This window comes from uncultured Caulobacter sp. (assembly GCF_947036865.1).
GTDB lineage: Bacteria > Pseudomonadota > Alphaproteobacteria > Caulobacterales > Caulobacteraceae > Caulobacter.
This window is the reverse complement of record NZ_CAMQSF010000015.1, coordinates 54,399-77,781: the sequence shown is the minus strand read 5'-3', so window position 1 is coordinate 77,781 and position 23,383 is coordinate 54,399. Positions and strand designations below refer to the sequence as shown.

Annotated in this window: 25 protein-coding genes; 18 read left to right on the top strand and 7 right to left on the bottom strand. The window is 69.5% G+C overall.

What is annotated here, in order from left to right:
• The 4 genes from Q0V34_RS10785 to Q0V34_RS10770 all read left to right on the top strand — a co-directional run.
• A partial coding sequence (locus tag Q0V34_RS10785) for a GNAT family N-acetyltransferase (RefSeq protein ID WP_297511587.1) occupies nucleotides 1-1,228 on the top strand: 1,228 nt, incomplete at its 5' end.
• A 128-nt stretch (nucleotides 1,229-1,356) separates the two neighbouring features.
• Complete coding sequence (locus tag Q0V34_RS10780; RefSeq protein ID WP_297511585.1) at nucleotides 1,357-4,677, top strand: amidohydrolase family protein; 3,321 nt, start codon at nucleotides 1,357-1,359, stop codon at nucleotides 4,675-4,677.
• A 92-nt stretch (nucleotides 4,678-4,769) separates the two neighbouring features.
• Complete coding sequence (locus Q0V34_RS10775; protein WP_297511582.1) at nucleotides 4,770-5,462, top strand: heme-binding beta-barrel domain-containing protein; 693 nt, start codon at nucleotides 4,770-4,772, stop codon at nucleotides 5,460-5,462.
• A 106-nt stretch (nucleotides 5,463-5,568) separates the two neighbouring features.
• The gene (locus Q0V34_RS10770; RefSeq protein ID WP_297511580.1) at nucleotides 5,569-6,018 is read left to right on the top strand and encodes a DUF2147 domain-containing protein; all 450 of its coding nucleotides are present in this window, start codon (nucleotides 5,569-5,571) and stop codon (nucleotides 6,016-6,018) included.
• Between the two features lie 28 nt (nucleotides 6,019-6,046).
• Here the strand turns inward: Q0V34_RS10770 and Q0V34_RS10765 are convergent, their stop codons facing one another.
• Nucleotides 6,047-6,367 (bottom strand): plasmid stabilization protein, encoded by a 321-nt coding sequence (locus tag Q0V34_RS10765; protein WP_297511578.1) that lies wholly within the window; start codon nucleotides 6,365-6,367, stop codon nucleotides 6,047-6,049.
• A gap of 114 nt (nucleotides 6,368-6,481) precedes the next feature.
• On the opposite strand from Q0V34_RS10765, the gene Q0V34_RS10760 reads away from it, so the two are divergent.
• From Q0V34_RS10760 to der, 14 genes are all read left to right on the top strand, one after another.
• Complete coding sequence (locus Q0V34_RS10760; protein WP_297511575.1) at nucleotides 6,482-7,060, top strand: 2'-5' RNA ligase family protein; 579 nt, start codon at nucleotides 6,482-6,484, stop codon at nucleotides 7,058-7,060.
• 54 nt (nucleotides 7,061-7,114) lie between these two features.
• Nucleotides 7,115-7,468, top strand: coding sequence for an ArsC family reductase (locus tag Q0V34_RS10755; protein WP_297511573.1), 354 nt, complete (start codon nucleotides 7,115-7,117; stop codon nucleotides 7,466-7,468).
• Nucleotides 7,469-7,530: 62 nt separating this feature from the next.
• Nucleotides 7,531-8,214 (top strand): HAD family hydrolase, encoded by a 684-nt coding sequence (locus Q0V34_RS10750; RefSeq protein ID WP_297511544.1) that lies wholly within the window; start codon nucleotides 7,531-7,533, stop codon nucleotides 8,212-8,214.
• 47 nt (nucleotides 8,215-8,261) lie between these two features.
• Nucleotides 8,262-8,441 (top strand): hypothetical protein, encoded by a 180-nt coding sequence (locus Q0V34_RS10745; protein ID WP_297511542.1) that lies wholly within the window; start codon nucleotides 8,262-8,264, stop codon nucleotides 8,439-8,441.
• 12 nt (nucleotides 8,442-8,453) lie between these two features.
• Nucleotides 8,454-8,864 (top strand): hypothetical protein, encoded by a 411-nt coding sequence (locus Q0V34_RS10740; protein WP_297511539.1) that lies wholly within the window; start codon nucleotides 8,454-8,456, stop codon nucleotides 8,862-8,864.
• Nucleotides 8,864-9,379: an RNA polymerase sigma factor gene (locus Q0V34_RS10735; RefSeq protein ID WP_297511537.1), complete on the top strand. Its 516-nt coding sequence runs from the start codon at nucleotides 8,864-8,866 to the stop codon at nucleotides 9,377-9,379. The genes Q0V34_RS10740 and Q0V34_RS10735 overlap by 1 nt, the downstream gene beginning before the upstream one ends.
• Nucleotides 9,376-9,669, top strand: coding sequence for a hypothetical protein (locus tag Q0V34_RS10730; RefSeq protein WP_297511535.1), 294 nt, complete (start codon nucleotides 9,376-9,378; stop codon nucleotides 9,667-9,669). Before Q0V34_RS10735 ends, Q0V34_RS10730 begins: the two co-directional genes overlap by 4 nt.
• Nucleotides 9,670-9,790: 121 nt before the next feature.
• Nucleotides 9,791-10,177 carry a DUF6249 domain-containing protein gene (locus Q0V34_RS10725; protein WP_297511533.1) on the top strand — a complete coding sequence of 129 codons (387 nt, stop codon included), beginning with the start codon at nucleotides 9,791-9,793 and terminating at the stop codon, nucleotides 10,175-10,177.
• A 28-nt stretch (nucleotides 10,178-10,205) separates the two neighbouring features.
• Nucleotides 10,206-10,781, top strand: a complete 576-nt coding sequence (locus tag Q0V34_RS10720; RefSeq protein ID WP_297511531.1) for an RNA polymerase sigma factor — start codon at nucleotides 10,206-10,208, stop codon at nucleotides 10,779-10,781.
• On the top strand, nucleotides 10,774-11,154 hold the full coding sequence (locus tag Q0V34_RS10715) for a hypothetical protein (RefSeq protein ID WP_297511529.1): 381 nt from the start codon (nucleotides 10,774-10,776) through the stop codon (nucleotides 11,152-11,154). Before Q0V34_RS10720 ends, Q0V34_RS10715 begins: the two co-directional genes overlap by 8 nt.
• Nucleotides 11,155-11,232: 78 nt before the next feature.
• A complete protein-coding gene (gene panB / locus Q0V34_RS10710; RefSeq protein WP_297511593.1) occupies nucleotides 11,233-12,060 on the top strand; it encodes a 3-methyl-2-oxobutanoate hydroxymethyltransferase in 828 nt (275 codons plus the stop codon).
• Between the two features lie 150 nt (nucleotides 12,061-12,210).
• Nucleotides 12,211-12,975, top strand: a complete 765-nt coding sequence (locus tag Q0V34_RS10705) for a tetratricopeptide repeat protein (protein WP_297511527.1) — start codon at nucleotides 12,211-12,213, stop codon at nucleotides 12,973-12,975.
• Nucleotides 12,972-14,402, top strand: coding sequence for a PQQ-like beta-propeller repeat protein (locus Q0V34_RS10700; protein ID WP_297511525.1), 1,431 nt, complete (start codon nucleotides 12,972-12,974; stop codon nucleotides 14,400-14,402). Before Q0V34_RS10705 ends, Q0V34_RS10700 begins: the two co-directional genes overlap by 4 nt.
• 117 nt (nucleotides 14,403-14,519) lie before the next feature.
• A complete protein-coding gene (gene der / locus Q0V34_RS10695; protein WP_297511523.1) occupies nucleotides 14,520-16,277 on the top strand; it encodes a ribosome biogenesis GTPase Der in 1,758 nt (585 codons plus the stop codon).
• Between the two features lie 75 nt (nucleotides 16,278-16,352).
• Here der and Q0V34_RS10690 read toward each other — a convergent pair whose 3' ends face one another.
• The 6 genes from Q0V34_RS10690 to radA all read right to left on the bottom strand — a co-directional run bounded on the left by Q0V34_RS10690 (nucleotide 16,353) and on the right by radA (nucleotide 23,346).
• The gene (locus Q0V34_RS10690; protein ID WP_297511521.1) at nucleotides 16,353-17,846 is read right to left on the bottom strand and encodes a PAS domain-containing methyl-accepting chemotaxis protein; all 1,494 of its coding nucleotides are present in this window, start codon (nucleotides 17,844-17,846) and stop codon (nucleotides 16,353-16,355) included.
• 188 nt (nucleotides 17,847-18,034) lie between these two features.
• Nucleotides 18,035-18,790, bottom strand: coding sequence for an SDR family NAD(P)-dependent oxidoreductase (locus Q0V34_RS10685; RefSeq protein WP_297511519.1), 756 nt, complete (start codon nucleotides 18,788-18,790; stop codon nucleotides 18,035-18,037).
• Between the two features lie 48 nt (nucleotides 18,791-18,838).
• A complete protein-coding gene (locus Q0V34_RS10680; RefSeq protein ID WP_297511517.1) occupies nucleotides 18,839-19,828 on the bottom strand; it encodes a bile acid:sodium symporter family protein in 990 nt (329 codons plus the stop codon).
• 10 nt (nucleotides 19,829-19,838) lie between these two features.
• A complete protein-coding gene (gene purF, locus Q0V34_RS10675; protein ID WP_297511515.1) occupies nucleotides 19,839-21,341 on the bottom strand; it encodes an amidophosphoribosyltransferase in 1,503 nt (500 codons plus the stop codon).
• A complete protein-coding gene (locus tag Q0V34_RS10670) occupies nucleotides 21,338-21,967 on the bottom strand; it encodes a CvpA family protein (protein WP_297511513.1) in 630 nt (209 codons plus the stop codon). The genes purF and Q0V34_RS10670 overlap by 4 nt, the downstream gene beginning before the upstream one ends.
• Nucleotides 21,964-23,346: a DNA repair protein RadA gene (radA, locus tag Q0V34_RS10665; protein ID WP_297511511.1), complete on the bottom strand. Its 1,383-nt coding sequence runs from the start codon at nucleotides 23,344-23,346 to the stop codon at nucleotides 21,964-21,966. Before radA ends, Q0V34_RS10670 begins: the two co-directional genes overlap by 4 nt.
• Between the last annotated feature and the right edge of the window lie 37 nt (nucleotides 23,347-23,383).

Here is a 23,383-nt window from a genome sequence, read left to right as displayed (position 1 = left end):
GGCCGCCCGCGCCGAAGGCCGCACGCGCTTGAACGAGGTGGAGGCCAAGGCCGTCCTCACGGCCTATGGCGTGCCCGTCGTGCCGACGTTGCTAGCCCGCACCATCGGCGAGGTCGACGACGCCTGCGCGAATCTCGCGCCGCCCTACGCGCTGAAACTGGTCTCGCCCGATCTGGTCCATAAGTCGGACCTGGGCGGCGTCGCGCTCGATCTGCCGACCATCGGCGCGGTCATCGAGGCCGCCCGCGCCATGCGCGACCGCTTCCAGGCCGAGCGTCCGGAGATCCGCGTCACCGGCTTCGCGGTCGAGAGCATGGCCGCCGGAGGCGGACATGAACTCATCGTCGGCCTGGCGCGCGATCCGGTGTTCGGGCCGGTCCTGATGTTCGGGGCGGGCGGCACGGCGGTCGAGGTGATCGCCGACCGCGCCCTGGGCCTGCCGCCGCTGACCGACGACCTGGCCCGGTCGATGATCGCCCGCACCCGCGTCTCGCGGCTGCTGAACGGCTATCGCCACCAGCCGCCCGCCGACATCGCCGCCATCGCCGGCGTGCTCGACGCGATCTCGGCCATGGCCGTGGATCTTCCCGACATCGTCGAGCTGGACATCAATCCGCTGAAGGCCGACGCCAACGGGGTGCTGGCGCTGGACGCCCGCATGGTGATCACGCCGGTCCAGGCGGTGGAATCGCCGCTGGTCATCGCCCCGCCGCCGTCGGGCTGGGAGACGGACCTGGTCACCCAGGGCGGGCTGAAGGTCCATGTGCGGCCGACGCGGCCCGAGGACCAGACCGCCTTGGCCGCCTTCTTCGCCGCCCTGTCGCCCGAGGATCTTCGCCATCGGTTTCTGGCCAGTCTGAAGACCGTCGACGACGAGCGCCTGTCGCTGATCGCCCAGGTCGACTTCCGCCGGGCGGTCTCGTTCGTGGCCCTGGGGCCGGCGGCCGAGGGCGACATCCTGGCCACCGCCCTGCTGGTCGGCGAGCCCGGGGCGGACCGCGCCGAGGCGGCGATCTCGGTGCGCTCCGACCTGAAGGGGCTGGGGCTGGGCTGGAGCCTGCTGGACCACACCCTGGCCTATGCCCGCGCGGTCGGCATCCACGTCGTCGAGTCGATCGAGGCGGTCGACAACCAGGGCGCTCTGCGGCTGGAGAGCGAGATGGGCTTCGAGGTCCGCGCCGCGCCTGGCGACTTCGGGCTGCGGGTCGCCGAACGCGCGCTGGACTGACGGCGAAGGCCGCGCCGAACACCGGGCCGAACATCCGTCCCCGGAGGTCCGCCCACTTTTTGAGCGCGGTCGTGACACGGCCCGCCTTCGCTTCTAGGCTGAGCGATCTCAAGTCTCAGGGGGATTGAATGGATCGTCGGGTGACGGCGCTGGCCGCCTTGTTGTTGATGTCGGGATCGGCCCTGGCGCAGACCGCGCCGCCGCCGCCCGGTCCCGCCGCCGAGGCCAAGTCGGACAAGCCGGAGAAGTGGAACGTCAACGCCCCGCCGGGCGTGACGACGCGCGAGATCCGCATCGCGGTCGACAACGGCACCTGGATGAACGTCGACGTCTCGCGCGACGGCAAGCTGATCGCCTTCGACCTCTTGGGCGACATCTACACCATGCCGATCACCGGCGGGACGCCGACCCGGATCGCCGAGGGTCTGGCCTACGAGCACCAGCCGCGCTTCTCGCCGGACGGCAAGCGCATCGCCTTCACCTCCGATCGCGGCGGCGGCGACAACATCTGGATCATGAATGTCGATGGCTCCGACAAGCGGCAGCTGACCAAGGAGGACTTCCGCCTCCTGAACCAGGCCAGCTGGAGCCCCGACGGCCGGTTCATCATCGCCAAGAAGCACTTCACCACCGCCCGCTCGCTGGGCACCGGCGAGGTGTGGATCTACCACGTCTCGGGCGGCGGCGGCGCGCCTCTGGTCAAGAAGGCCAGCGAGCAGCTGCAGAAGGAGCTGGGCGAGCCGATCTACGCCGCCGACGGCAAGAGCCTCTTCTATACGCGCAACGTCACGCCAGGGCCGATCTTCGAATACGCCCAGGACTCCAACACCGACCTCTTCCAGATCGAGCGCTATGACCTGGAGACCGGCGAAGTGACCACGGCCGTGTCCGGTCTCGGCGGTTCGGTGCGGCCGACGCCGTCGCCGGACGGCAAGAAGATCGCGTTCGTCCGCCGCGAACGGACCAAGTCCAAGCTCTATGTGAAGGACCTCGTGTCGGGCGAGGAGCGCAAGATCTACGACGCCCTGGACCAAGACGTGCAGGAGACCTGGGCGGTCACGGGCGTCTATCCGAACATGGCCTGGACCCCCGACGGCGCCAGCGTGGTGTTCTGGGCGGGCGGCAAGATCCGCCGCGTCAATGTCGCCGACGGCGCGTCCAGCGTGATTCCGTTCAAGGTCGACGACACCCGGGTGATGATCGACGCCATCCATCCTCAGGTCGAGGTGGCGCCGGACCGCTTCACCACCAAGATGCCGCGCTGGGCCAGCGTGTCGCCGGACGGCAAGACGGTGGTGTTCGAGACCCTCGGCAAGCTGTGGATCAAGTCGACGGCCGGCGGCGCCGCGCGCCGCCTGGTCACCGGCGACGAGGCCGAGTTCGAGCTGTTCCCGTCCTGGTCGCGCGACGGCAAGACGGTGGTGTTCGTCGGCTGGACGGACGCGGGCCTCGGCCACCTGCGCACGGTCGCGGCCACGGGCGGCGCGGCCAAGGACGTGATCGGCCAGCCGGGCCACTACGCGCTGCCGCGCTTCTCGCCCGACGGCAAGACGATCGTCTACGAACTGCGCCGGGGCGGGCCTCTGACCTCGCCGCGCTGGTCGCAGAACCCCGGCGTCTATCGGGTCGCGACCGCCGGCGGGACGCCGGTCCGGATCTCGCGCGACGGGTCCGAGCCGCAGTTCGGCGCCGCCAACGACCGCGTGTTCATGCTGATGGCCGACAAGGGCAAGCGCCAGCTGGTCAGCACCGACCTGAACGGCGAGGCCAAGCGCGTCCACGCCAGCGGCGAGATGGTCAACGACTATCAGGTCTCGCCCGACGGCCAGAACTTCGCCTTCCGCCAGAACTACGAAGCCTTCGTCATGCCGTTGATGCCTGGCGCGCAGGACGTGTCGGTGGACCAGAAGGGCGGCCCGCTGCCCGTCACCCGCGTCAGCGCCGAGGGCGGCGACTTCATCAACTGGTCGCAGGACGGCAAGCAGGTCCACTGGACAATGGGCCCGACCCTGTTCACGGCGCGGACCGAGGCGCTCTACGCCAACGCGCCCGCCGCCGACGCTCCCGGCGCGACCAAGGACGCCGGCAAGTTCAAGCCCGTGACCACGGGCCTGTCGCTGTCGATGGAGGTCCCCGCCGACAAGCCCACCGGCGTCGTCGCCCTGACCGGCGCGCGGATCGTCACCATGGCGGCCAAGGACGGCGGCATCATCGACGATGGCGTCATCGTCATCCAGGGCGACCGCATCGCCGCCGTCGGCCCCAAGGCCAGCGTCAAGATCCCGGCCGGGGCCAAGACGGTCGATGTCGCCGGCAAGACCATCATCCCAGGCCTCGTCGACGCCCACGCCCACGGCCCGCAGGCCGAGGACGACCTGGTGCCGCAGCAGAACTGGTCGTCGATGGTGAACCTCGCCATGGGGACCACGACGATCCATGATCCGTCGGCCCGCGCCGCCGAGATCTTCGTCGCCTCGGAACTGCAGCGGGCCGGCAAGATCCTGGCCCCGCGCACCTTCTCGACCGGCGAGATCATCTACGGGGCCAAGTCGCCGGACGTCTATGCCGAGATCAACAGCCTCGACGACGCCCTGGCCCATGTCCGCCGGCTGAAGTCCGAGGGCGCCCACAGCGTCAAGAACTACAACCAGCCTCGCCGCGAGCAGCGCCAGATGGTGGTGGTCGCCGCCCAGCGCGAGGGGCTGGAGGTCGTGCCCGAGGGCGGCTCGCTCTACAGCATGGACGTGACCCTGGTGCAGGACGGCAACTCGACCCTCGAGCACAACCTGCCGGCCGACCGCTTCTACGACGACATCGTCAGCTTCTGGAGCCAGAGCAAGACCAACTACACCCCGACCCTGGTCGTCACCTATGGCGGTCTGGCCGGCGATCCCTATTGGCGCCAGCACACCGACGTCTGGCTCCATCCGCTGCTGTCCAAGCACGCGCCGCCGGCCCTGCTGGCCGCGCGCAATGTCCGCCGCGCCGCCGCGCCCGAGGAGGACTATGTCGACGCCGCCAGCGCCCGCGAGGCCAAGAAGCTGGCCGATCGCGGCGTGGAGGTGGCGATCGGCGCTCACGGCCAGCAGGCGGGTCTCGGCCCGCACTGGGAGATGTGGTCGTTCGCGCGCGGCGGCTGGAGCCCGGTCGAGGCCCTGGCGGCCGGCACCATCAACGCGGCGCGCTCGTTGGGCTACGCCAAGGACGTCGGCTCGCTGGAGGTCGGCAAGCTGGCCGACCTGCTGGTGCTGGACGCCGACCCCACCGTCGACATCCGCAACAGCGACAAGCTGTACCGCGTGATGCTGGGCGGCCGCCTCTACGATCCGGCGACGCTGAACGAGACGGTGACCGGCAATCGCGTCCGCCAGCCGTATTGGTTCGAGCGCGCCGGCGAGGCCTTCGGCGGTCAGCAGCCCGCCGAGGAGACCACCGAGGACATCGGCTAGACGTCGGGGGACGGCGCCCGCCCGGCGCCGTCCCGCCCTTGACGCGACCGCCTATCCCGATACAGCCAGAGCCCTGGCTTGAGGCGGACGGCATGAGCGACTTTCCCGACGACATCTTCACCGAACCCGAGGACGTCGATCCGAACACCTTGGCCAATCTCGGCCCCCTGACACGTCTGGCCGGGATCTGGGAGGGACAGAAGGGCGTCGACCTGAACCCCAAGGCCGACGGGCCGGAGCGGCGGGAGTTCCTGGAGCGCATCGAGCTGCAGCCGATCGACCCGCAGGCCAACGGCCCGCAGCTGCTGTACGGCCTGCGCTACCACGTCCACATCGTCGCCTCGGACGAGGAGACGACCTTCCACGATCAGATCGGCTACTGGCTCTGGGAGCCGGCGACGGGCTTGGTCATGCAGACCCTGGCCCTGCCGCGCGGCCAGACGGCCCTGGCCAGCGGGCGCGCCGCCGAGGACGGGTCGGGCCTGAAGGTCCGCGCCGAGCGGGGCGGACCCGGCTACGGCATCTGTTCCACCGACTTCCTGGAGTGGGCGTTCCGCACCGACGCCTACGAATTCGACGTCCGCTTCAACGCCGATGGAAGCTGGTCCTACACCTCCACGACGATCCTTCAGGTCCGGGGGCGCGAGGCGCCGTTCCGCCACGTGGACCGCAACACCCTGGTCAAGGTCGGCGAGCCGACGCCCAATCCCGCCGCGCGCCTCGCCGCCGGCGGGGTCAAGCTGGCCGAGGTTCATGGCTTCACGACCCTCGGCCTCGACCGTTAGGGCGAGCGTACCGAGAACGGGTTGTCTCAATTCCGACGACTTCACCTTGTCTTGGTGAGCCATTAGGTTCGCGCGCCAAACGCGCAATATCAGGAAGGACGGCCGCATGAGCCGGAAGACGGCACTTACGACGGCGATGATCGCGCTGGCCCTGGGCGCGGCGGCGGGCGCGGCCCGCGCCGAGACCGCGCCGGCCAGCGACATCTATGGCGTCTGGCGCAATCCGAAGGGCAGCGTCCATATCGAGATCAAGGCCTGCGAGACCCGCACCTGCGGCGTCGTCGTCTGGGCCAACGCCGACGCGCGGGCGGACGTGAAGAAGAAGAACAACCAGGACCTGGTGGGCATGCAGCTGCTGCGCGACTTCGCCAGCAACGGCGCCAACGAATGGAAGGGCCGCGTCTACGTGCCGGACCTCGACATGACCTTCTCGGGTCAGGTCCGCCTGCTGGACCGGACGTCGCTGAAGGCCAAGGGCTGCCTGCTGCCCAACTTCCTGTGCAAGTCGCAGGTCTGGACGCGGGTGGACACGGCGGCGACGGGCCGCGCGCTCTGATCGACCGCCGTCAGGTCGCGAACGACGCTCAGTGACGGGCGGCGTGCTCGGCGTTGCGCTTGCGGGTCGCGGCGGCCTTCCTGGCCGAGGCTGAGCGGTCCGCGGCGCTCCGGCTGGCCGAGGCCTCGCCGCCAGCCTTGCCGCCGTTGCGCGCCGCCGGATGGCCGGTCCGCTTGCCGCGACCCGAACCGCCGGGCTTCTTGCCGCCGCCGTCGTCCTTGTTGACCGTGGCCCAGGCCCGCCGCTCGGCTTCCTTCTCCGGCACGCCCTTGGCTTCGTAGCCCTCGGCGATGTGATCGGCCTTGCGTTCCTGCTTGTCGGTGTACTTGCGCTTGTCGCCCTGCGGCATGGCGGGTCTCCCGTGTGCGTCTAGCCAACCCGTCATGCTCGGCCGGGTTCCCAGAACCCGACTACCGCCGCCGGGCCGAAGCGGGTTAAACCCGGCGACGACTCGGGGGCTCGCATGGCCAAGACGCTTCAGATGGAACTGCCGGGCTTCGCCCCGGCGACGCCGACCGACCGGCTGATGTTTCTGCTCTATCCCGACCCCGCCACGGCGGAGGCCATCGCTCGAGAGGCGCGTCGCCTGAAGGCGGCGCTGGGTCTCGAGGGGCAGCCCCTGCGGACCGATCGATTCCACGTCACCCTGCACCATCTGGGCGATTACGCCGGCCTGCCCAACGATCTGGTCACGCGGGGCGGGCAGGCGGGCGAGGCGACAAAGGCGCCGCCCTTCGAGGTGGTGTTGGACCGCGCGGTCAGCTTCGCCAATCGGCCGGGCAACAATCCTTTCACGCTGCGGGGCGGTCGGGGCGTCGAGGCGCTGATCGCCTTTCAGAAGGCGCTGGGCCTGCGGATGGCCAGGGTCGGGCTGAAACCCGACGCCGCCTTCACGCCGCACGTGACCTTGCTTTACGACGGCCAAGTGGTTCCCGAGCAGGCCATCGCGCCGATCCGGTGGGCCGTCGACCGGTTCGCGCTCGTCCAGAGCAAGCTCGGCCAGACCCAGCACATCGTGCTCGGCGAGTGGATGCTGGGGTAAGCATCGGCTAGGTCGGGTCGGACGTCCGGATTCGGCGCGCGGGGAGCCTTGGTCATGACCATCACGATGTACGGCATCAAGAACTGCGACACCGTCGCCAAGGCCCGCAAGTGGCTGGACGACCACGGCAAGGCCTATGTCTTCCACGACTACAAGGCCGCCGGGGTCGAGCGGGCGAGCCTGCAAGGCTGGGTCGATGAGTTCGGCTGGGAGACCGTCCTGAACCGCGCCGGCACGACCTTCCGCAAGCTGGACGAGGCCGACAAGCAGAACCTGACCGCCGAGAAGGCCATCGCCCTGATGCTGGCCCAGCCCTCGATGATCAAGCGCCCGATCCTCGATCTCGGCGACCGCCGGCTCGTCGGCTTCAAGCCCGAGCTCTACGCGGCCGCGCTGACCGTCGCCTGATAAGCGAAGTTTAAGACGACAACGCGCCGGCGATCGGTCTATCAGTGGACCGATCGTGCTTGGTGTCAGCCGACGCGTTGGGGGAGGGCGGCGTCTCGCGGTACGAACTGGTCATCTTCGACTTCGACGGCACGCTGGCCGACAGCGCGGCCTGGATGATGCGCGCCGTCAATCCGATGGCCCGCCGGTACGGCTTCAAGACCGTCACCGACGAGGAGATCGAGATGCTGCGCGGGCGGCCGACCCGCGAGGTGATCCGCTATCTGGGCGTCTCGCCCTGGAAGCTGCCGCTGATCGCCCGCGCCGGCAAGAAGCTGATGGCCGCCGACGCCCACACCATTCCGCTGTTCCCCGAGACCGAGCGGATGCTCAAGGCCCTGCATGCGGCCGGGGTCAAGATCGCGGTGGTCAGCTCCAACAGCGAGCAGGTGATCCGCCGCGTGCTGGGACCCGAGCTGGAGCACCTGATCAGCCTCTATGCCTGCGGCGCCTCGCTGTTCGGCAAGGCTCGCAAGTTCAAGCAGGTCACCGCGCGGGGCGTCTCGCGCGACAAGGTCATCTGCATCGGCGACGAGACCCGCGACATCGAGGCCGCCCGGGCCGTGGGCCTGGATTGCGGCGCGGTTGGCTGGGGCTACGCCAAGCCGTCGCTGCTGGCCGAGCACCGGCCCACGGTGTCCTTCGCCACCATGTCGGACATTATTTCGTACGTCGCCGCATCCAATCCGGCGGTCGGCGGCGACTAACCTTCGACAGCGCGAATGACCGCGCTCCGATCGAGGGAAAAAGACCGATGGCCGAGGTGTTTCGTGATCACTGGTGGCTGATGTTCCCGGTGGGCTTCATGGCCCTGGGGACGTTCCGCGCCTGGCTGCACTATCGCGCCCGCCGCGAGGTGGTGCTGGCGCTGCGCGACCTGGCCGCCCGAGGCCAGGAGCCGCCGGCCGCCCTCGTCGCCGAGCTTCAGCGCTAAGGAAAGACCGTCATGTCCGAAGACCTTTTCCGCCAGTTCTGGTGGCTGATCTTCCCGATCAGCTGGTTCATCTTCGGCGCCTATCAAAGCTGGCTCTCCTACCGGGCCAACCGCGAGACGCTGGACCTGATCAAGACCTACGCCGCCGCCGGGCGCGAGCCGCCGGCCGAGCTGCTGAGCAAGCTCAACAGGCGCTGGCTCGAGGACGACCACTACGAGCGTCCGCGCTATCGCCGCCGCCGGGAGCGCACCTGGTATCACGTGGTGCTGTACGGCATGCTCAGCGCCGGCTTCGGCTTCGCGGCCAGCACGAACATCTACGGCGCCGGCGAGGCGTTCACGATCGTGGCCTTCGTCCTCGGCGCGGTCTGCGCGGCGACGCTGGTGCAGGTGCTGCTCGAGCGGTCCGGACCGACGATCTGATGGAGGCCGCGCTCGTCAGACAGGCGCGCGCGGGTTCCCAGGCCGCCTTCGCCCGGCTGGTGGCGATCCACGAAAAGCCGCTGCGGGGCTTTCTGCGCAAGAGCGGCTGGATCGACGCCGACGACATCGCTCAGGAGGCCTTCGTGGCGGCCTGGGCGGGGCTGCCGCGGCTGCGCGACGACAATGGCTTTCGGGCCTGGCTCTACGGCGTGGCGTGGAAGAAGGCGCTCTCCCAGCGACGCGGCGCCCAGCGCGCCGCCGCCCGGGACGAGGCCTGGCGGGGGGAACAAGAGCTCGAGGCCGCCGCCGAGGTCGGGGCCGAGGATCGGCTGGCGCTCGAAAAGGCCCTGGCGACCCTGCCGGAAGACCAGCGCGCCTGCGTCACCCTGTGTCTTGGCCAGGGCTGGTCGCACGGCGAGGTCTCCGACGCGCTCGGTCTTCCCCTCGGCACCGTCAAATCGCATGTTACCCGTGGCCGTGAACGGCTGCTGTCCGTCCTAGGAGGCGCGTCATGACTCCCGAAGACCAACTCGCCGCCTTCCTGGGCGAAGTCCCCAGGCAGGGTCGCGCGGAGCTCTTCACCGCCGAGGTGATCCGGCGGATCGAGCGGCAGGTGCTGATCGATCGCCTGACGACCGCCGCCGCAGGGGCGATGGTGTTCGCCCTCGTGCTCTGGGCCTGCGCGCCGATGCTGAACCAGGCGGTGGCCGCGATCGCGCCGGGGCTGGCGCCGGTGGCCGCGGTCCTGGCCTTCACCGCCGCGGTGGCCATGGTCGGAGGCTCGTCGGTCTTCCGACGGCTGTGACGGTCGCGGGACGCCTTACGAAAGTTTCATCGGGACGGGCGCCTCCAAACGGGGCCGTGAAAGTCTCTTTACCTGTGAAGGCGGCGCCGGGGGCGCGGCCAACCAGCTTGGAGGATTGAAAATGGGTCCTGATATCGTCGTTCCCGTCGTCGGCTGCATGATGATCGTCGCGGTCGTGTTCCTGCCGCTCTATTTCAAGAACCGCGAGCGTCGCGAGATGCAGGCGACCCTACGGGCCGCGATCGAGAAGGGGCAGCCGATACCGCCGGAGGTCATCGAGGCGATGACCAAGACCGTCAAGCTGCCGCCGACGCGCTTGCGTGATCTGCGCACTGGCGTCATTTGGCTGGCGATCGGCCTCGGCGTCGCGGCCGCGACCTACTTCGGCAACTTCACCGACCACGACGGCGATTTCCACGGCATCGGCATCGCCTGCATCCCCGCCGTGATCGGCCTGGCCTACATCGTCCTCAGCTTCTTCAACCCGAACAAGGAGCCCCGGGTCTAGGCTCGGGCGCGCGGAGGGGCATGGTCCCATGGGCACGCAAAGCCCGCCAACCGGTCACGACGTCGAGCTCGCCGCCCTGTCGGCGGCGGGCGACCGTCGGGCCTATGGAGAGCTGGTGCGACGGCACGGCTCGGCCGTCCGGGGGCTCCTGAGACGCCTGGGCGCCGACTCGGCGACCGCCGACGACCTGGCTCAGGACGCCTTCATGACCGGCTTCGAGCAGGCCGCCGAGTTCCGGGGCGAGGGGACCTTCGCCGCCTGGATCAAGACGATCGCCGCCCGGCTCTATCTGAAGAAGGTCAAGCGCGAGGCGCGGCTGATCTTCTCGGACACGGTCGAGCCGGTCGAGGCGGTGATGGTGGGCGAGGCCTCGCGCGACGCGGCCAGCCGCATCGATCTCGACGAGGCCCTCAAGACCTTGTCACGCGGCGAGCGTCTGTGCGTTTCCCTCTGCTACGGGGCCGACTGGTCTCACGCCGAGGCGGCGGAGGCCTTGAACATCCCGATCGGCACGGTCAAATCCCATGTCAAACGTGGTTTGGATAAACTCCGGGCGCGACTGGCCCGGCCCGAGGAGGGGGCTAGGAGGGAAGCACATGGCTGAACCCGATTTCGACGCCCAGCTGAGCCGCCTGTTCGCCGAGCCCCCGTCGTTCCCGGACGCGGCGCTGTTCAACGCCGAGGTGGCGGCGAGGCTCGACCGCGGCTGGACGATGCGCCGGCTGTTCATCGGCGCCGCCGGCGTGGCCGCGGGCCTGTTCGCGGCGGTGCAGATCCTGACCAGCCGCTTCTCCAGCGAGGTCGCCGAGCTCTCGAAGAACAGCAGCCATGATTTCGAGACCGAGGTCAGCGCGGCGGTGGCCAAGGTCAACGCGGTTCTGACCGCGCCGGCCAGCGCCGAGGCGGTCTGGCTCGCGGCCGGCCTGGCGGTGGTGGCCCTGGCCTTCGCCGTGACGCGGGCGGTGGAAGAGTTCTAGTCCGCCGTTCATGTTGCGGCGCGGCGCGATCCGGCCCACATACGACGCCTCATCCGCGTCGCCGAGGGAGCCTTCGCCCTGTCCGCCCATCGTGAAGAGACGGTCCGCCGTCTGGCCGCCCCCGACATCGCCGCGCGCAAGGGCGGCCAGCCCATCGTCTGCCTGACGGCCTACAGCGCGCCCGTCGCGGCCGCCCTGGACGACGCCTGCGATCTGCTGCTGGTCGGCGACTCGGTCGGCATGGTCGTGCATGGCCTGCCCAACACGGTCGGCGTGACGCTGGATATGATGATCCTGCACGGCCAGGCCGTCATGCGCGGCTCGAAGAAGGCCATGGTCGTTATCGACATGCCCTTCGGCTCGTACGAGGGCTCGCACGCCGAGGCCTACGCCAACGCGGTGCGGATCATGAAGGAGACCGGGGCCCAGGCGGTGAAGGTCGAGAGCGGCCCGACCGTGCCGGAGACCATCGCCTATCTGGTCCAGCGCGGCGTGCCGGTCATGGGCCATGTGGGGCTGCGGCCCCAGGCGGTGCTCGTCGACGGCGGGTTCAAGGCCAAGGGCCGCGACGCCGCCGAGCGCGAGCGGATCCTGGCCGAGGCCAAGGCCACCGCCGACGCCGGCGCCTTCGCCGTGGTCGTCGAGGGCGTGGCCGAGGCCCTGGCGCGCGAGATCACCGCCGCGATCGACGCACCCACCATCGGCATCGGCGCCTCGGCCGGCTGCGACGGCCAGATCCTGGTCGTCGACGACATGCTGGGCCTGTTCGACTGGACGCCGAAGTTCGTGCGCCGCTACGCCGACCTGAAGGGCGAGATCACCCGCGCCGCCGCCGCCTATGCCCGCGACGTCAAGGATCGCAGCTTCCCCGGCGAGGCCGAGACCTACTATGCCAAGAAGGGGTGAACGCGCGCGTTGCGGCTAGACGCGGCACGCTATAGGTTCGCCGCCTCGGCGGGCGGCCCTTCGCCCGCCACAATCTGTCTTACACCCGGCAAGGTCGCTCCAGGATGGACGCGGCGTTTCTGGGCAGCGCCTGTTTCGGAGCCTCGTTTCGTGGTCGATGTTTTTGACGAAGTCGAAGAGCAGCTTCGCTCGGAGCGCTATCGCAGCCTGGCGGTGAAGTCGCTGCCTTGGGTGGCGGCGGCCGCCGCGGCGGTGGTCATCGGCGTCGGCGGCTACTGGGGCTGGACCTCGTATCAGACCGGCCAGGCCAACAAGGCCTCGGAAGCCTATCAGACGGCGCTCGAAACCGCCCAAAAGGACGGCCCGGACAAGGCGTTTGGCCAGTTCAAGGCGGTCGCCGACGGCGGCGCGCGCGGCTACAAGGCCCTGGCGCTGCTGCAGATGGGCGACATCCGCGTCGAGCAGAACAAGGCCAAGGAGGCCGTCGCCTATTTCGACGAGGCCGCCAAGGCCGCGCCCAGCCCGATCCTCGGGGATCTGGCCCGCCTCAAATCCGCCTTCGCCCTGATGGACACCGCCCCGTACAAGGACATCGAAGCGAGGTTGACGCCTTTGGCGGGGGAAAAGAGCCCGTACCGCGTGTACGCCAAGGAAGCCCTGGCGTTCGCCAAGCTGCAGGCCGGGGATCTGGCCGGCGCGCGGGGCGATTTCGTGGTGCTGGCCAATTCGCTGGACAACTCCTCCGACGAGGTCCGCCAGCGCGCCCAGGCCGCCATGCAGATGATCGACTCCGGTTCGGCCAAGGATCTGGCCGCCGCCGTCAAGGCCGCCGCGGCCCTGCCGGCCACGCCGCCCGCCCTGATCCCGCCCGGCGCCGTCGCCGCGCCCAACGCCGCCGCTGGCGCCCCGCAATGAGCCTTCTGATGAACTCCAAGCGTTCCGTCGCCCTGGCCGCCCTGATGACGGCGACCGTGGCCGTCAGCGGCTGCTCGACCATTTCCAAGGTCAATCCGTTCCACGGCAAGGACAAGAACAAGTCCACGGCCACTCAGGGCCAGCGCATCTCGATCATCGCCTTCGATCAGAAGGTCGAGGCCAACGAGTCGCTTAAAGGCGCCGACTTCTTCCTGCCCGATCCGGTCGTTCAGACCGAGTGGCGACTGCCGGGCGGCAACCCCGAGCAGTCGATCGAGCACGTCGACGCGGGCAAGAGCTTCGAGGTCGCCTGGAAGAAGGGCTTCGGCAAGAAGGCGGGCGCCAAGTTCCACGTCACCGCTCCGCCGGTGGCCACCAGCGACCGCGTCTTCGTGATGGATGGCGCGGCCGATGTCGTGGCGATGGACGCCAAGACCGGCGCGCAGATCTGGCGCAAGGACCTGCGTCCGGCCGCCGGCCCCAGCAAGCGGGGCGGGCCGTTCGGCCTGATCCCCAAGAAGAACGATCGCCTCGGCTTCGGCGGCGGCGTGGCCCTCGGGCCGGACGGCAAGGTCTATGTCGCCTCGGGCTTCCGCTTCGTGGCGCAGCTGGACGCCGGCTCGGGCGCCCTGAACTGGACGCAAACCACCTCGACCCCGATCCACGGCGCGCCGACCGTCGCCGACGGCCGCGTCTTCGTGATCTCGACCGACAACGAACTGCTGACCTTCGCCGCCGACACCGGCGTGCCGGGCTGGACCTATCAGGCGCTCAGCGAGCCGGCCCGCATCCTGGCCGCCTCCAGCCCCGCCGTCAGCGGCGACACCGTGGTCGCCGGCTTCGCCTCGGGCGAGCTGATCGCCCTGCGCGCCACCAACGGCAATGACCTGTGGAGCGAGGCGCTCAGCCGCGCCAGCCGCACCAACGCGCTGTCCGAGATCCGCGACATTCCGGGGCGCCCGGTGATCTACAAGGGCGACGTCTTCGCCGTCAGCCACTCGGGCGTCTTCGCCGCCACCGACCTGCGCACGGGCCAGGCGCGCTGGAGCCTGCCGGTGACCGCCATCACCACGCCCTGGGCCGCCGGCGACGTCGTCTATGTCGTCGACAAGGCTGGCCAGGTGATCTGCGTCTCGCGCGAGAACGGCTCGGTCTACTGGATCCAGGACCTCAACAACACCGAGGCCCTGTCCAAGAAGCAGAAGAAGAAGCGCGCCAAGCACCCGCGCCTGTGGACCACCCCGATCTTGGCCAATGGCCGTCTGATCACGGTGTCCAGCGACGGCGAGGCCGTGGCCCTGAACGCCAAGACCGGCGCCAAGGAAAAGAGCCTGAAGATCGGCTCGCCCGTCCTGATCAACCCGATCGCGGTGGGCAACATGATCTACTTGGTCACGGACGACGCCGAGCTGGTCGCCATCCGCTGATCGTCGGCTCCCCGCGGGGCCGAAAAGACAATCAAACGCCTTCGGGCCCGGGATGGTGAAAGCCGTCCCGGGCCGTCGCTTTTGCGGTGAAGGCCAAAATCGACTACTTGGACGTCCATGCCTCTGAAACTCGCCATCGTCGGCCGCCCGAATGTGGGCAAGTCCACGCTGTTCAATCGTCTGGCCGGCAAGAAGCTGGCCATCGTCGACGACCAGCCGGGCGTCACGCGCGACCGCCGCTACGCCGCCGGCAATATCGGCGACCTGGAACTTGAGCTGATCGACACCGCCGGCTTCGAGGATGTCGACGACTCCAGCCTGGAAGCCCGCATGCGCGCCCAGACCGAGGCCGCCATAGAGGAGGCCGACGTCTCGCTGTTCGTGTTCGACGCCCGCGAAGGCGTGACCCCGCTGGACGAGGTGTTCGCCGCCATCCTGCGCAAGCGCGACAAGCCGGTGATCGTCGCGGCCAACAAGGCCGAGGGCAAGGCCGGCGACGTCGGCGCGGGCGAGGCGTTCCGCCTAGGCCTGGGCGAGCCGATCCCGATCTCGGGCGAGCACGGCGAGGGCATGGCCGAGCTCTACGCGGCCCTGGTGCCGTTCGAGCCCCAGGCCGACGACGAGGATCTCGACGACGACACCAAGCCGATCCGCATCGCCATCATCGGCCGTCCGAACGCCGGCAAGTCGACCCTGGTCAACCGCCTGCTGGGCGAGGATCGCCTGCTGACCGGCCCCGAGGCCGGGATCACGCGCGACTCCATCTCGGTCGACTGGGAATGGGACGGGCGCAAGATCCGCCTCGTCGACACCGCCGGCCTGCGCCGCAAGGCCAAGGTTCAGGACAAGCTGGAGAAGCTGTCGACCCAGGACACCATCCGCGCCATCACCTTCGCCGAGGTGGTGCTGCTGGTGATGGACGCCACCCATCCGTTCGAGATCCAGGACCTGCAGATTGCCGACCTCGCCGAGCGGGAAGGGCGGGCCGTGGTGTTCGTCCTGGCCAAGTGGGACCTGATCGAGGACCAGGCCGCGCACCTGGCCGCCTTCCGAGAGCACGCTGAGCGCATGCTGCCCCAGCTGCGGGGCGCGCCGGTCGTGGCCCTGTCCGGCGAGACGGGCAAGGGCATCGGTCACCTGATGCCGGCGGTGATCAAGACCCACAAGGACTGGTCGACCAAGGTCAAGACCCGCGATCTGAACGACTGGCTGCAGATGGCGATGCAGCGACACCCGCCGCCCGCCGTCAGCGGCCGCCGCGTGAAACCCAAGTACATGGCCCAGACCAAGGCCCGCCCGCCGACCTTCGTGCTGTTCTCCAGCCGCGCCGACCAGATGCCCGACCACTACCGGCGCTATCTGATCAACTCCCTGCGCGAAAGCTTCGACCTGCCGGGCGTGCCGCTGCGCATCACCATCAAGTCGGGCGCCAACCCCTATGCCGAGGGCGAGGCCAAGGGCCACTCGGGCCGGGGCAAGCGTGAGTTCGAACGCCGCGAGCGTGAGGAAGAGCGCATCCGCGCCTCGCGCAACACGGTCAAGAAGTCCAAGCGCCTCGCCGACGAGGCCGCCGCCAAGGCCGCCGCCGAAGCGGGGCTCCCCGAACCGGGCAAGGCGGCCGTGAAGCCGGTCAAGAAGAAGGGGCCGACCGTCACCAAGACCGGCGCGCCGACCGAAAGCGCCGTCGCCGAACCGGGCAAGGCCGCCGTCAAGCCCGTCAAGGCCAAGGGCCCCAAGACCGCCAAGAAGGCCGCGCCCAGCTACAAGGTCGGCGCCAAGGCCGCCGGCGGCAAGGCGGCGACGCCGCGTCGCCCGACGGCGGGCGCTCGCACGGTGCGCGGCAATACCGGTCCGGGACGCCCCAAGGGACGCTGACCATGAAAACAGCCGCCGTCGCGAGGACGGCGGCTGTCGCGGACCCGCGTGGCGGGCCCTCCCCACAAAAGCGATCTAGAACTCTTCCCAGGCGGCCTGCGCGACGGCGGTGGCCGCGGAGCCTGGGCGACCCGCGCGGGGAGCGGTGCGCATGGCGGGCGCGGGGCCGGCCGAGCGGACCGGGGGCGCGCTCCGCGTCATCGCCGCGCCGCCGATTTCGAACTGCCCGACTTGCCGGGCCAGGTCCTCGGCCTCGCCGCGCAGCTGGGCGGCCGAGGTCGTGGCCTGCTCGACCATGGCCGCGTTCTGCTGGGTCACCTGGTCCATCTGATTGACCGCGGCGTTCACCTGGTTGAGGCCCGTCGCCTGTTCCTGCGAGGACTGAGCGATCTCGCGGATCAGGGCGTCGATCTCGGTGACCTTGGTGACGATGTCCTCCAGCGCCTCGCCGGTGTCGCCGACCAGCCGCACGCCGCGCTCGACCTGGGCGGTGCTGCTGGCGATCAGTTGCTTGATCTCCTTGGCCGCCTCGGCCGACCGCTGGGCCAGGGCCCGCACCTCCTGAGCGACCACGGCGAAGCCGCGCCCGGCCTCGCCGGCCCGAGCGGCCTCGACGCCGGCGTTCAAGGCCAGCAGGTTGGTCTGGAAGGCGATCTCGTCGATGACGCCGATGATCTGGGTGATCTGGCCCGAGGACTTCTCGATCTCGCCCATGGCCGCCACGGCCTCGCGGACCACGGCGCCCGAGCGATCGGCGTCGGCGCTGGCCGCCGAGGCGGTGGCCGACGCCTGTTTGGCGCCCTCGGCGCTGCGGCGCACCGTGGCGGTGATCTCGTCCAGGGCCGCGGCGGTTTCCTCCAGGCTGGCCGCCTGCTGCTCGGTGCGCTTGGACAGATCGCTGGACGCGCTGGCGATCTCGTTGGCCCCGCTCGTCATGCCGTGGGCCGCCTCGGAAATGGCGCTCATGGCCTGCTTGAGGCTGTCGACGGCGGCGTTGAAGTCTTCCCGCAGCACCGCGTACCGGCCGTCGAACTGGGCGTCGATGCGCGTCGTCAGGTCGCCGCGCGCCAGTCGGGTCAGGCTTTCGGCCAGCACCGACACCACGTGGTCCTGCTCCGTCTGCGCCGCCTGACGCTGAGCCTCGCTCAGTCGACGCTCATCCTCGATCGCGGTGATGTCGGTGGCGAACTTGATGACCTTGTAGGGCCTTCCGGCCTTGTCGAGGATGGGATTGTAGGAGGCTTGCAGCCACACCTCGCGGCCGCCCTTGCCGATCCGCTTGAACTTCTCGGAGAAGAACTCGCCGGCTGCCAGGCGACGCCAGAAATCGCGATACTCGGCGCTGGCGGCGTATTCCGGGTCGACGAACAGGCTGTGCTTACGCCCCTGGATCTCGCCGAGCGTGAACCCCATCGCCGTGAGGAAGTTGTCATTGGCGGTGATGATCGAGCCGTCGAGGCCGAACTCGATCACCGCCTGAGACCTCTGGATCGCCGCGACCACCCCCTCGAGGTCGGAGATCTTACTTGAGGCGCCGTCGTCTTCACGACCGAAACTGAATAGAGCCATCCGAAATCCCCCCAAAGGATTTGCGTAGAAGTCGCTACATCTTTCGGGGGATGAAGGTTAATCCAACCCTAATGGCATCACATGTTCGACGAGTGGTAGAAATATTCGTTGGAACAAGCACGTAAGGGTCGTCTTCAGAGGCGCGAACAACCTCGGCGTCCGCGCGGGCCGGCCTCGCGAATCACGGTTCAGGCGTCGATCGAGGGCGCTTCCTGGCCGCGCTCCTTGAAGCGGACCACGCCCTTGGGCGGCTCGCGGTCCGGCCGAACCAGATCGAGCACGAACGGAACGATGGTCTCGGGCGCGGGAACGGTCTTGGGATCCTCGCCGGGGAAGGCGCCGGCCCGCATGCGCGTGCGCATCGCGCCCGGATCGACGCAGAGCGCGCGCACCGGCGTATTCTCCATCTCGTCGGCATAGACGTCGACCAGGGCTTCCAGCGCCGCCTTGGTCGCCGCGTAGGCGCCCCAGAAGGCCGGACGCGTGCGGGCGACGCTGCTGGAGAAGAACAGGGCGCGGCCGGCGTCGGAGGCGCGCAGCAGCGGGTCCATCGCCCGGATCAGCCGCCAGTTGGCGGTCAGGTTCGTGGACAGGATCATCTCCCAGCCCTTCGGCTCCAGGTGGCTGACCGGGGTGAGGGGACCCAGCAGGCCGGCGGCGCCGACCAGGATGTCTAGCTTGCCCCAGCGCTGGTGGATGGCCGCGCCCAGATGGTCCAGCCCGTCGGGCTCTCGCAGGTCCAGCGGAACCAGGGTTGCGCGGTCGCCGGTCGCGGCCAGGATGGCGTCGTCGAGGGCTTCGAGGGCCCCTTGCGTGCGGCCTAGCGCGATCACGTGCGCGCCCGCCTGGGCCAGGCCCAAGGCCACGGCCTCGCCGATCCCACGCGTGGCGCCGGTGACGAGGGCGATGCGGCCGGCCAGCGGCTTGGACGAGTCGGAGGTCATGGGCGGGTTCTAGATCAGGGGAGGGCGGACGGAAACCTCGCGGAGCCCTTAAGCTTCCGCGGCGTCGCTCCGGGCCTGTTTGGCGTAGTGCTGGGCGATCACCGAGCAGGCCATCAGCTGGATCTGGTGGAAGATCATCAGCGGCAGCACCAGAACGCCGGCCGTGGGGCCAGGGAACAGGATCCCGGCCATCGGCACGCCGGTGGCCAGGCTCTTCTTGGAGCCGCAGAAGGTGATCGCCCGTTCGTCCTCGGGCGAGAAGCCGAGGGCCCGCGCGCCGAAGGTGGTGGCGATCAGCACGACGGCCAGCAGCGCGCCGTTGACCGCGAGCAGGATCAGCAACTGTAGCGGCGAGATCTTGTGCCAGATGCCGCCGACCACGGCCTCGCTGAAGGCCGAATAGACCACCAGCAGGATCGAGCCGCGATCGACATAGCCGATCAATCCCTTGTGTCGCGCCAGCCAGCCGCTCACCCAGGGCCTCGCGAGTTGTCCGACGACGAAGGGCAGCAGGAGCTGCACGACGATGTCGCGCACCGAGTTCCAGCCGCCGGACGCCGCGCCGGTCGTGTGCATCAGCAGACCCACCAGCACCGGCGTGATGAAGATGCCGAACAGGTTCGAGGCGCTGGCCGCCACCACGGCGGCCGCGACATTGCCGCGCGCGATCGAGGTGAAGGCGATCGACGACTGCACGGTCGAGGGCAGGCAGCACAGGAAGACGATCCCCGCCGCCAGCGTCGGCGGCAGCACGCCCAACTTGCTGATGACCAGGCCCAGGACCGGGAACAGCACGAAGGTGAAGGCCAGGATCAACAGGTGCAGGCGCCAGTGGGTGACGCCCGCGACCACGTTCTCGCGCGAGAGCTTGGCCCCATGCAGGAAGAACAGCAGGGCGATGGCCAGCTTGACGACGATGTTCAGGTCATGCGCCGCCGCGCCGCGCACCGGCAGCACCGACGCCAGCACCACCATGCCGAACAAGGCCAGGACGTAGGGCTCGAGCTTCAGCTTCTCGAGAACGGACTTCAGACTCACGGAACGGCGCTTAGGCGCTGACCAGCAGCGACAGCTGCCTGTCGTTGGTCTCGTTACGGCCCTCGGCGATCTCGCGATCGGTCAGGCGGGTGGGGTAGTCGCCGGTGAAATAGTGGTCGGTGAACTGCGGGCAGGCCGGGTCGCGCGGGCCGGCGTCCAGCGCCTGGTAGAGCCCGTCCACCGACAGGAAGCCCAGGCTGTCCACTTCCAGGAACTTGGCCATCTCCTCCAGCGACTTGTTGGCCGCCAGCAGCTGTTCGCGCTCGGGCATGTCGATGCCGTAGAAGTCGGGCCACTTGATCGGCGGGCTGGCCGAGCGCAGGTGGACTTCCTTGGCGCCCGCCTCGCGGACCATGCGGACGATCTTCAGCGAGGTGGTGCCGCGCACGATCGAGTCGTCGATCAGCACCACGCGCTTGCCGGCCAGGATGGCGCGATTGGGGCTGTGCTTCATGCGCACCCCCAGTTCGCGCACGCCTTGGGTCGGCTGGATGAAGGTGCGGCCCACATAGTGGTTGCGGATGATGCCCATCTCGAACGGCAGGCCGCTCTCCTGGGCGTAGCCCAGCGCCGCCGGCACGCCGCTGTCGGGCACCGGCACCACGACGTCGGCCTCGACGCCGGTCTCCTTGGCGAGGTTGCGGCCCATGCGCTTGCGCACGCCATAGACCGACCGGCCGTTCACGACGCTGTCGGGGCGGGCGAAATAGACATATTCGAACACGCAGGGCCGGGCGGGCAGGGTCTGGAACGGCTTGGACGAGGTGACGCCGGTCTCCTCGATCACCACCATCTCGCCGTGCTCGATGTCGCGCACGAAGCGGGCGCCGATCATGTCGAGGGCGCAGGTCTCGGACGCCAGGACGGGCTTGCCGTCGAGATCGCCCAGCACCAGCGGCCGGATGCCCAGCGGGTCGCGCACGCCGATCATCTTCTTGTTGGTGATGGCCACCAGGGCGAAGCCGCCCTCGATCTGGCTGATCGCGTCGATGAAGCGGTCGACGATGCGAGCCTTCCGCGAGCGGGCGATCAGGTGGAGGATCACCTCGCTGTCCGAGGTCGACTGGAAGATCGCGCCTTCCTGGACCAGGCGCTCGCGCAGGGTCAGGAAGTTGGTCAGGTTGCCGTTGTGGGCCAGGGCGACGCCGCCGGTCTCCAGATCGGCGAACATCGGCTGGACGTTGCGGATGAAGCTGCCGCCGGCCGTCGAATAGCGCGTGTGACCGATGGCCATGTTGCCCGGGAGGCGCTGCACGAGGTCGGCGCCGGTGAAGGCGTCGCCGACATGGCCCATGTGGCGCTCGGTATGGAAACGGTTGCCGTCGAAGGCGGCGATGCCGCAGGCCTCCTGGCCGCGGTGCTGCAGGGCGTGCAGACCCAGGGCCGCGATGGCCGCCGCGTCCCGCGCGCCGAACACGCCGAACACGCCGCATTCGAGGCGGAGGGTGTCGTCGTCCGCGTCACGGTGCGGCGGCGTCGAATAGCGGTCGGTCGATTGGCCCAGGAAGCTCATCGCGATTTCTCCACCAGGTCGTCGAGCTGGCGACGCTGGTCCTCATCATAGCCCTGTCCGCGCGATTTCTCGCCGGACCGATTGTCGCCGTTCGTCTTGGTTCCGTCGTGGACGGCCTCGGTGATCGCGGGCGCCAGCTTGCCGGCCAGCGCCTTGCCCTTCGGCGCGAAGACCTTCAGCACGGTCCCGCTGACTTCGGACACGGGATAGAACATCGAGTTCTCGACCCAATGCGGCATCCGGTCCGGCGGCGTCGCCAGATGCAGCAGCAGGTTGAAGACGCCCAGCACCACGCAGGCGCGGATCAGGCCGAACGTCGCGCCCACCGCGCGATCCAGGGTTCCGGCCGAACTGTCCTGCAAGGTGGCGGTGATCCGACCGCCGATCAGGCGGAAGATCAGGAAGAAGATCACGAACACCACCAGCACCGCCGAGGCCGTGGCCGCCCAGTCGGGGTCCATGAGCTTGCGGAAGATCGGGCCCGAGATCCGCAGGCCGAACAGGGCGATGGCGGCGGCGAAGATGAACGACAGGGCCGAGGTCAGCTCGCGCGAGGCGCCGCGCATCCAGCCGGTGACGCCGGAAATCAGCAGCAGAAGCCCGGCGATGATGTCGAACGGCGTCACGCGTGACTGCTCCAGATCTCGTCGCCGATGCGCCGCACCGCGTCGGTCAGACGCGCGACCCCCGCCACGGGCAGGGCGCCGCCGCCTTCCGGGAGGCCGGCCAGCGGACCGAGCGCCCGGCCAAATCCCAGTTTCGCGGCTTCCTTCAAACGCGTCTCCATCCGACTGACGGGCCGAACCTCGCCCGACAGGCTGAGCTCGCCGAACACGACGCAGTCCTGGGGCAGGGCCACGTCGAGGGCGGAAGAGGCCAGGGCCGCCGCCGCCGCGAGATCCGCCGCCGGCTCCGTGATGCGCAGACCGCCAGCGACGTTCAGATAGACGTCCTTGTCGCCAAAACCAAGGCCGCATCGGGCCTCGAGCACGGCGAGCACCATGGCCAGGCGGCCGGAATCCCAGCCGACGACCGCCCGGCGCGGCGTTCCGTAGGCGGACGGCGCGACCAGGGCCTGGAATTCCACCAGCACGGGCCGGCTGCCCTCGATGCCGGCGAACACCGCCGCGCCCGCCGCCCGCTCGCCGCCTTCGTTCAGGAACAGGGCCGAGGGGTTCTTGACTTCGCGGAGGCCGACATCGCCCATCTCGAAGACGCCGATCTCGTCGGTGGCCCCGAACCGGTTCTTCGCCCCGCGCAGGATCCGGAACGGATAGCCGCGCTCGCCTTCGAAGCTCAGCACCGCGTCGACCAGATGCTCGACGACGCGCGGCCCGGCGATCTGGCCGTCCTTGGTGACGTGGCCGACCAGCAGGATCGCCACGCCCTTCTTCTTGGCCAGTCGCACCAGCTCGGTGGCGCAGGCGCGGACCTGGGTGACGGTGCCGGGCCCGGCCTCGTGGGCGTCGCTCCACAGGGTCTGGATCGAGTCGATGACCACCAGGTCGAAGCTGTCGCGCTTGAGCCCGTCGAGGATGTCGCGCAGCGAGGTCTCGGCGGCCAGGCTGACATTGGCCTTCGCGAGCCCCATGCGGTCGGCGCGGCCGCGGATCTGCTCGACCGCTTCCTCGCCGGAGATGTAGGCGCAGGAGACGCCGCGCGCGGCGGCGCTGGCGCAGACCTGCAGCAGCAGGGTGGACTTACCCACGCCCGGATCGCCGCCGATCAGCAGGGCCGAGCCCGGCACGACGCCGCCGCCGCAGACCCGGTCGAACTCGTCGACGCCGGTCAGCAGACGCGGCGGCGGGGCCGTCTCGCTTTCCAGGCCGGTGAATTGCAGGCCGCGCACGCGCGTCGCCTTGGTCGTGGCCAGCGCGCCCGGCGGCCGCGAGCCGACCTCCTCGACCAGGGTGTTCCAGCTCTGGCAGGCGGGGCACTGTCCCGACCACTTGGTCTGGACCGCGCCGCAGGACTGGCAGGCATAGACGGCGCCGTCGCGGGCCATGGGATCTCCTGATTCTCGGATGCGTGGAGACTACAGG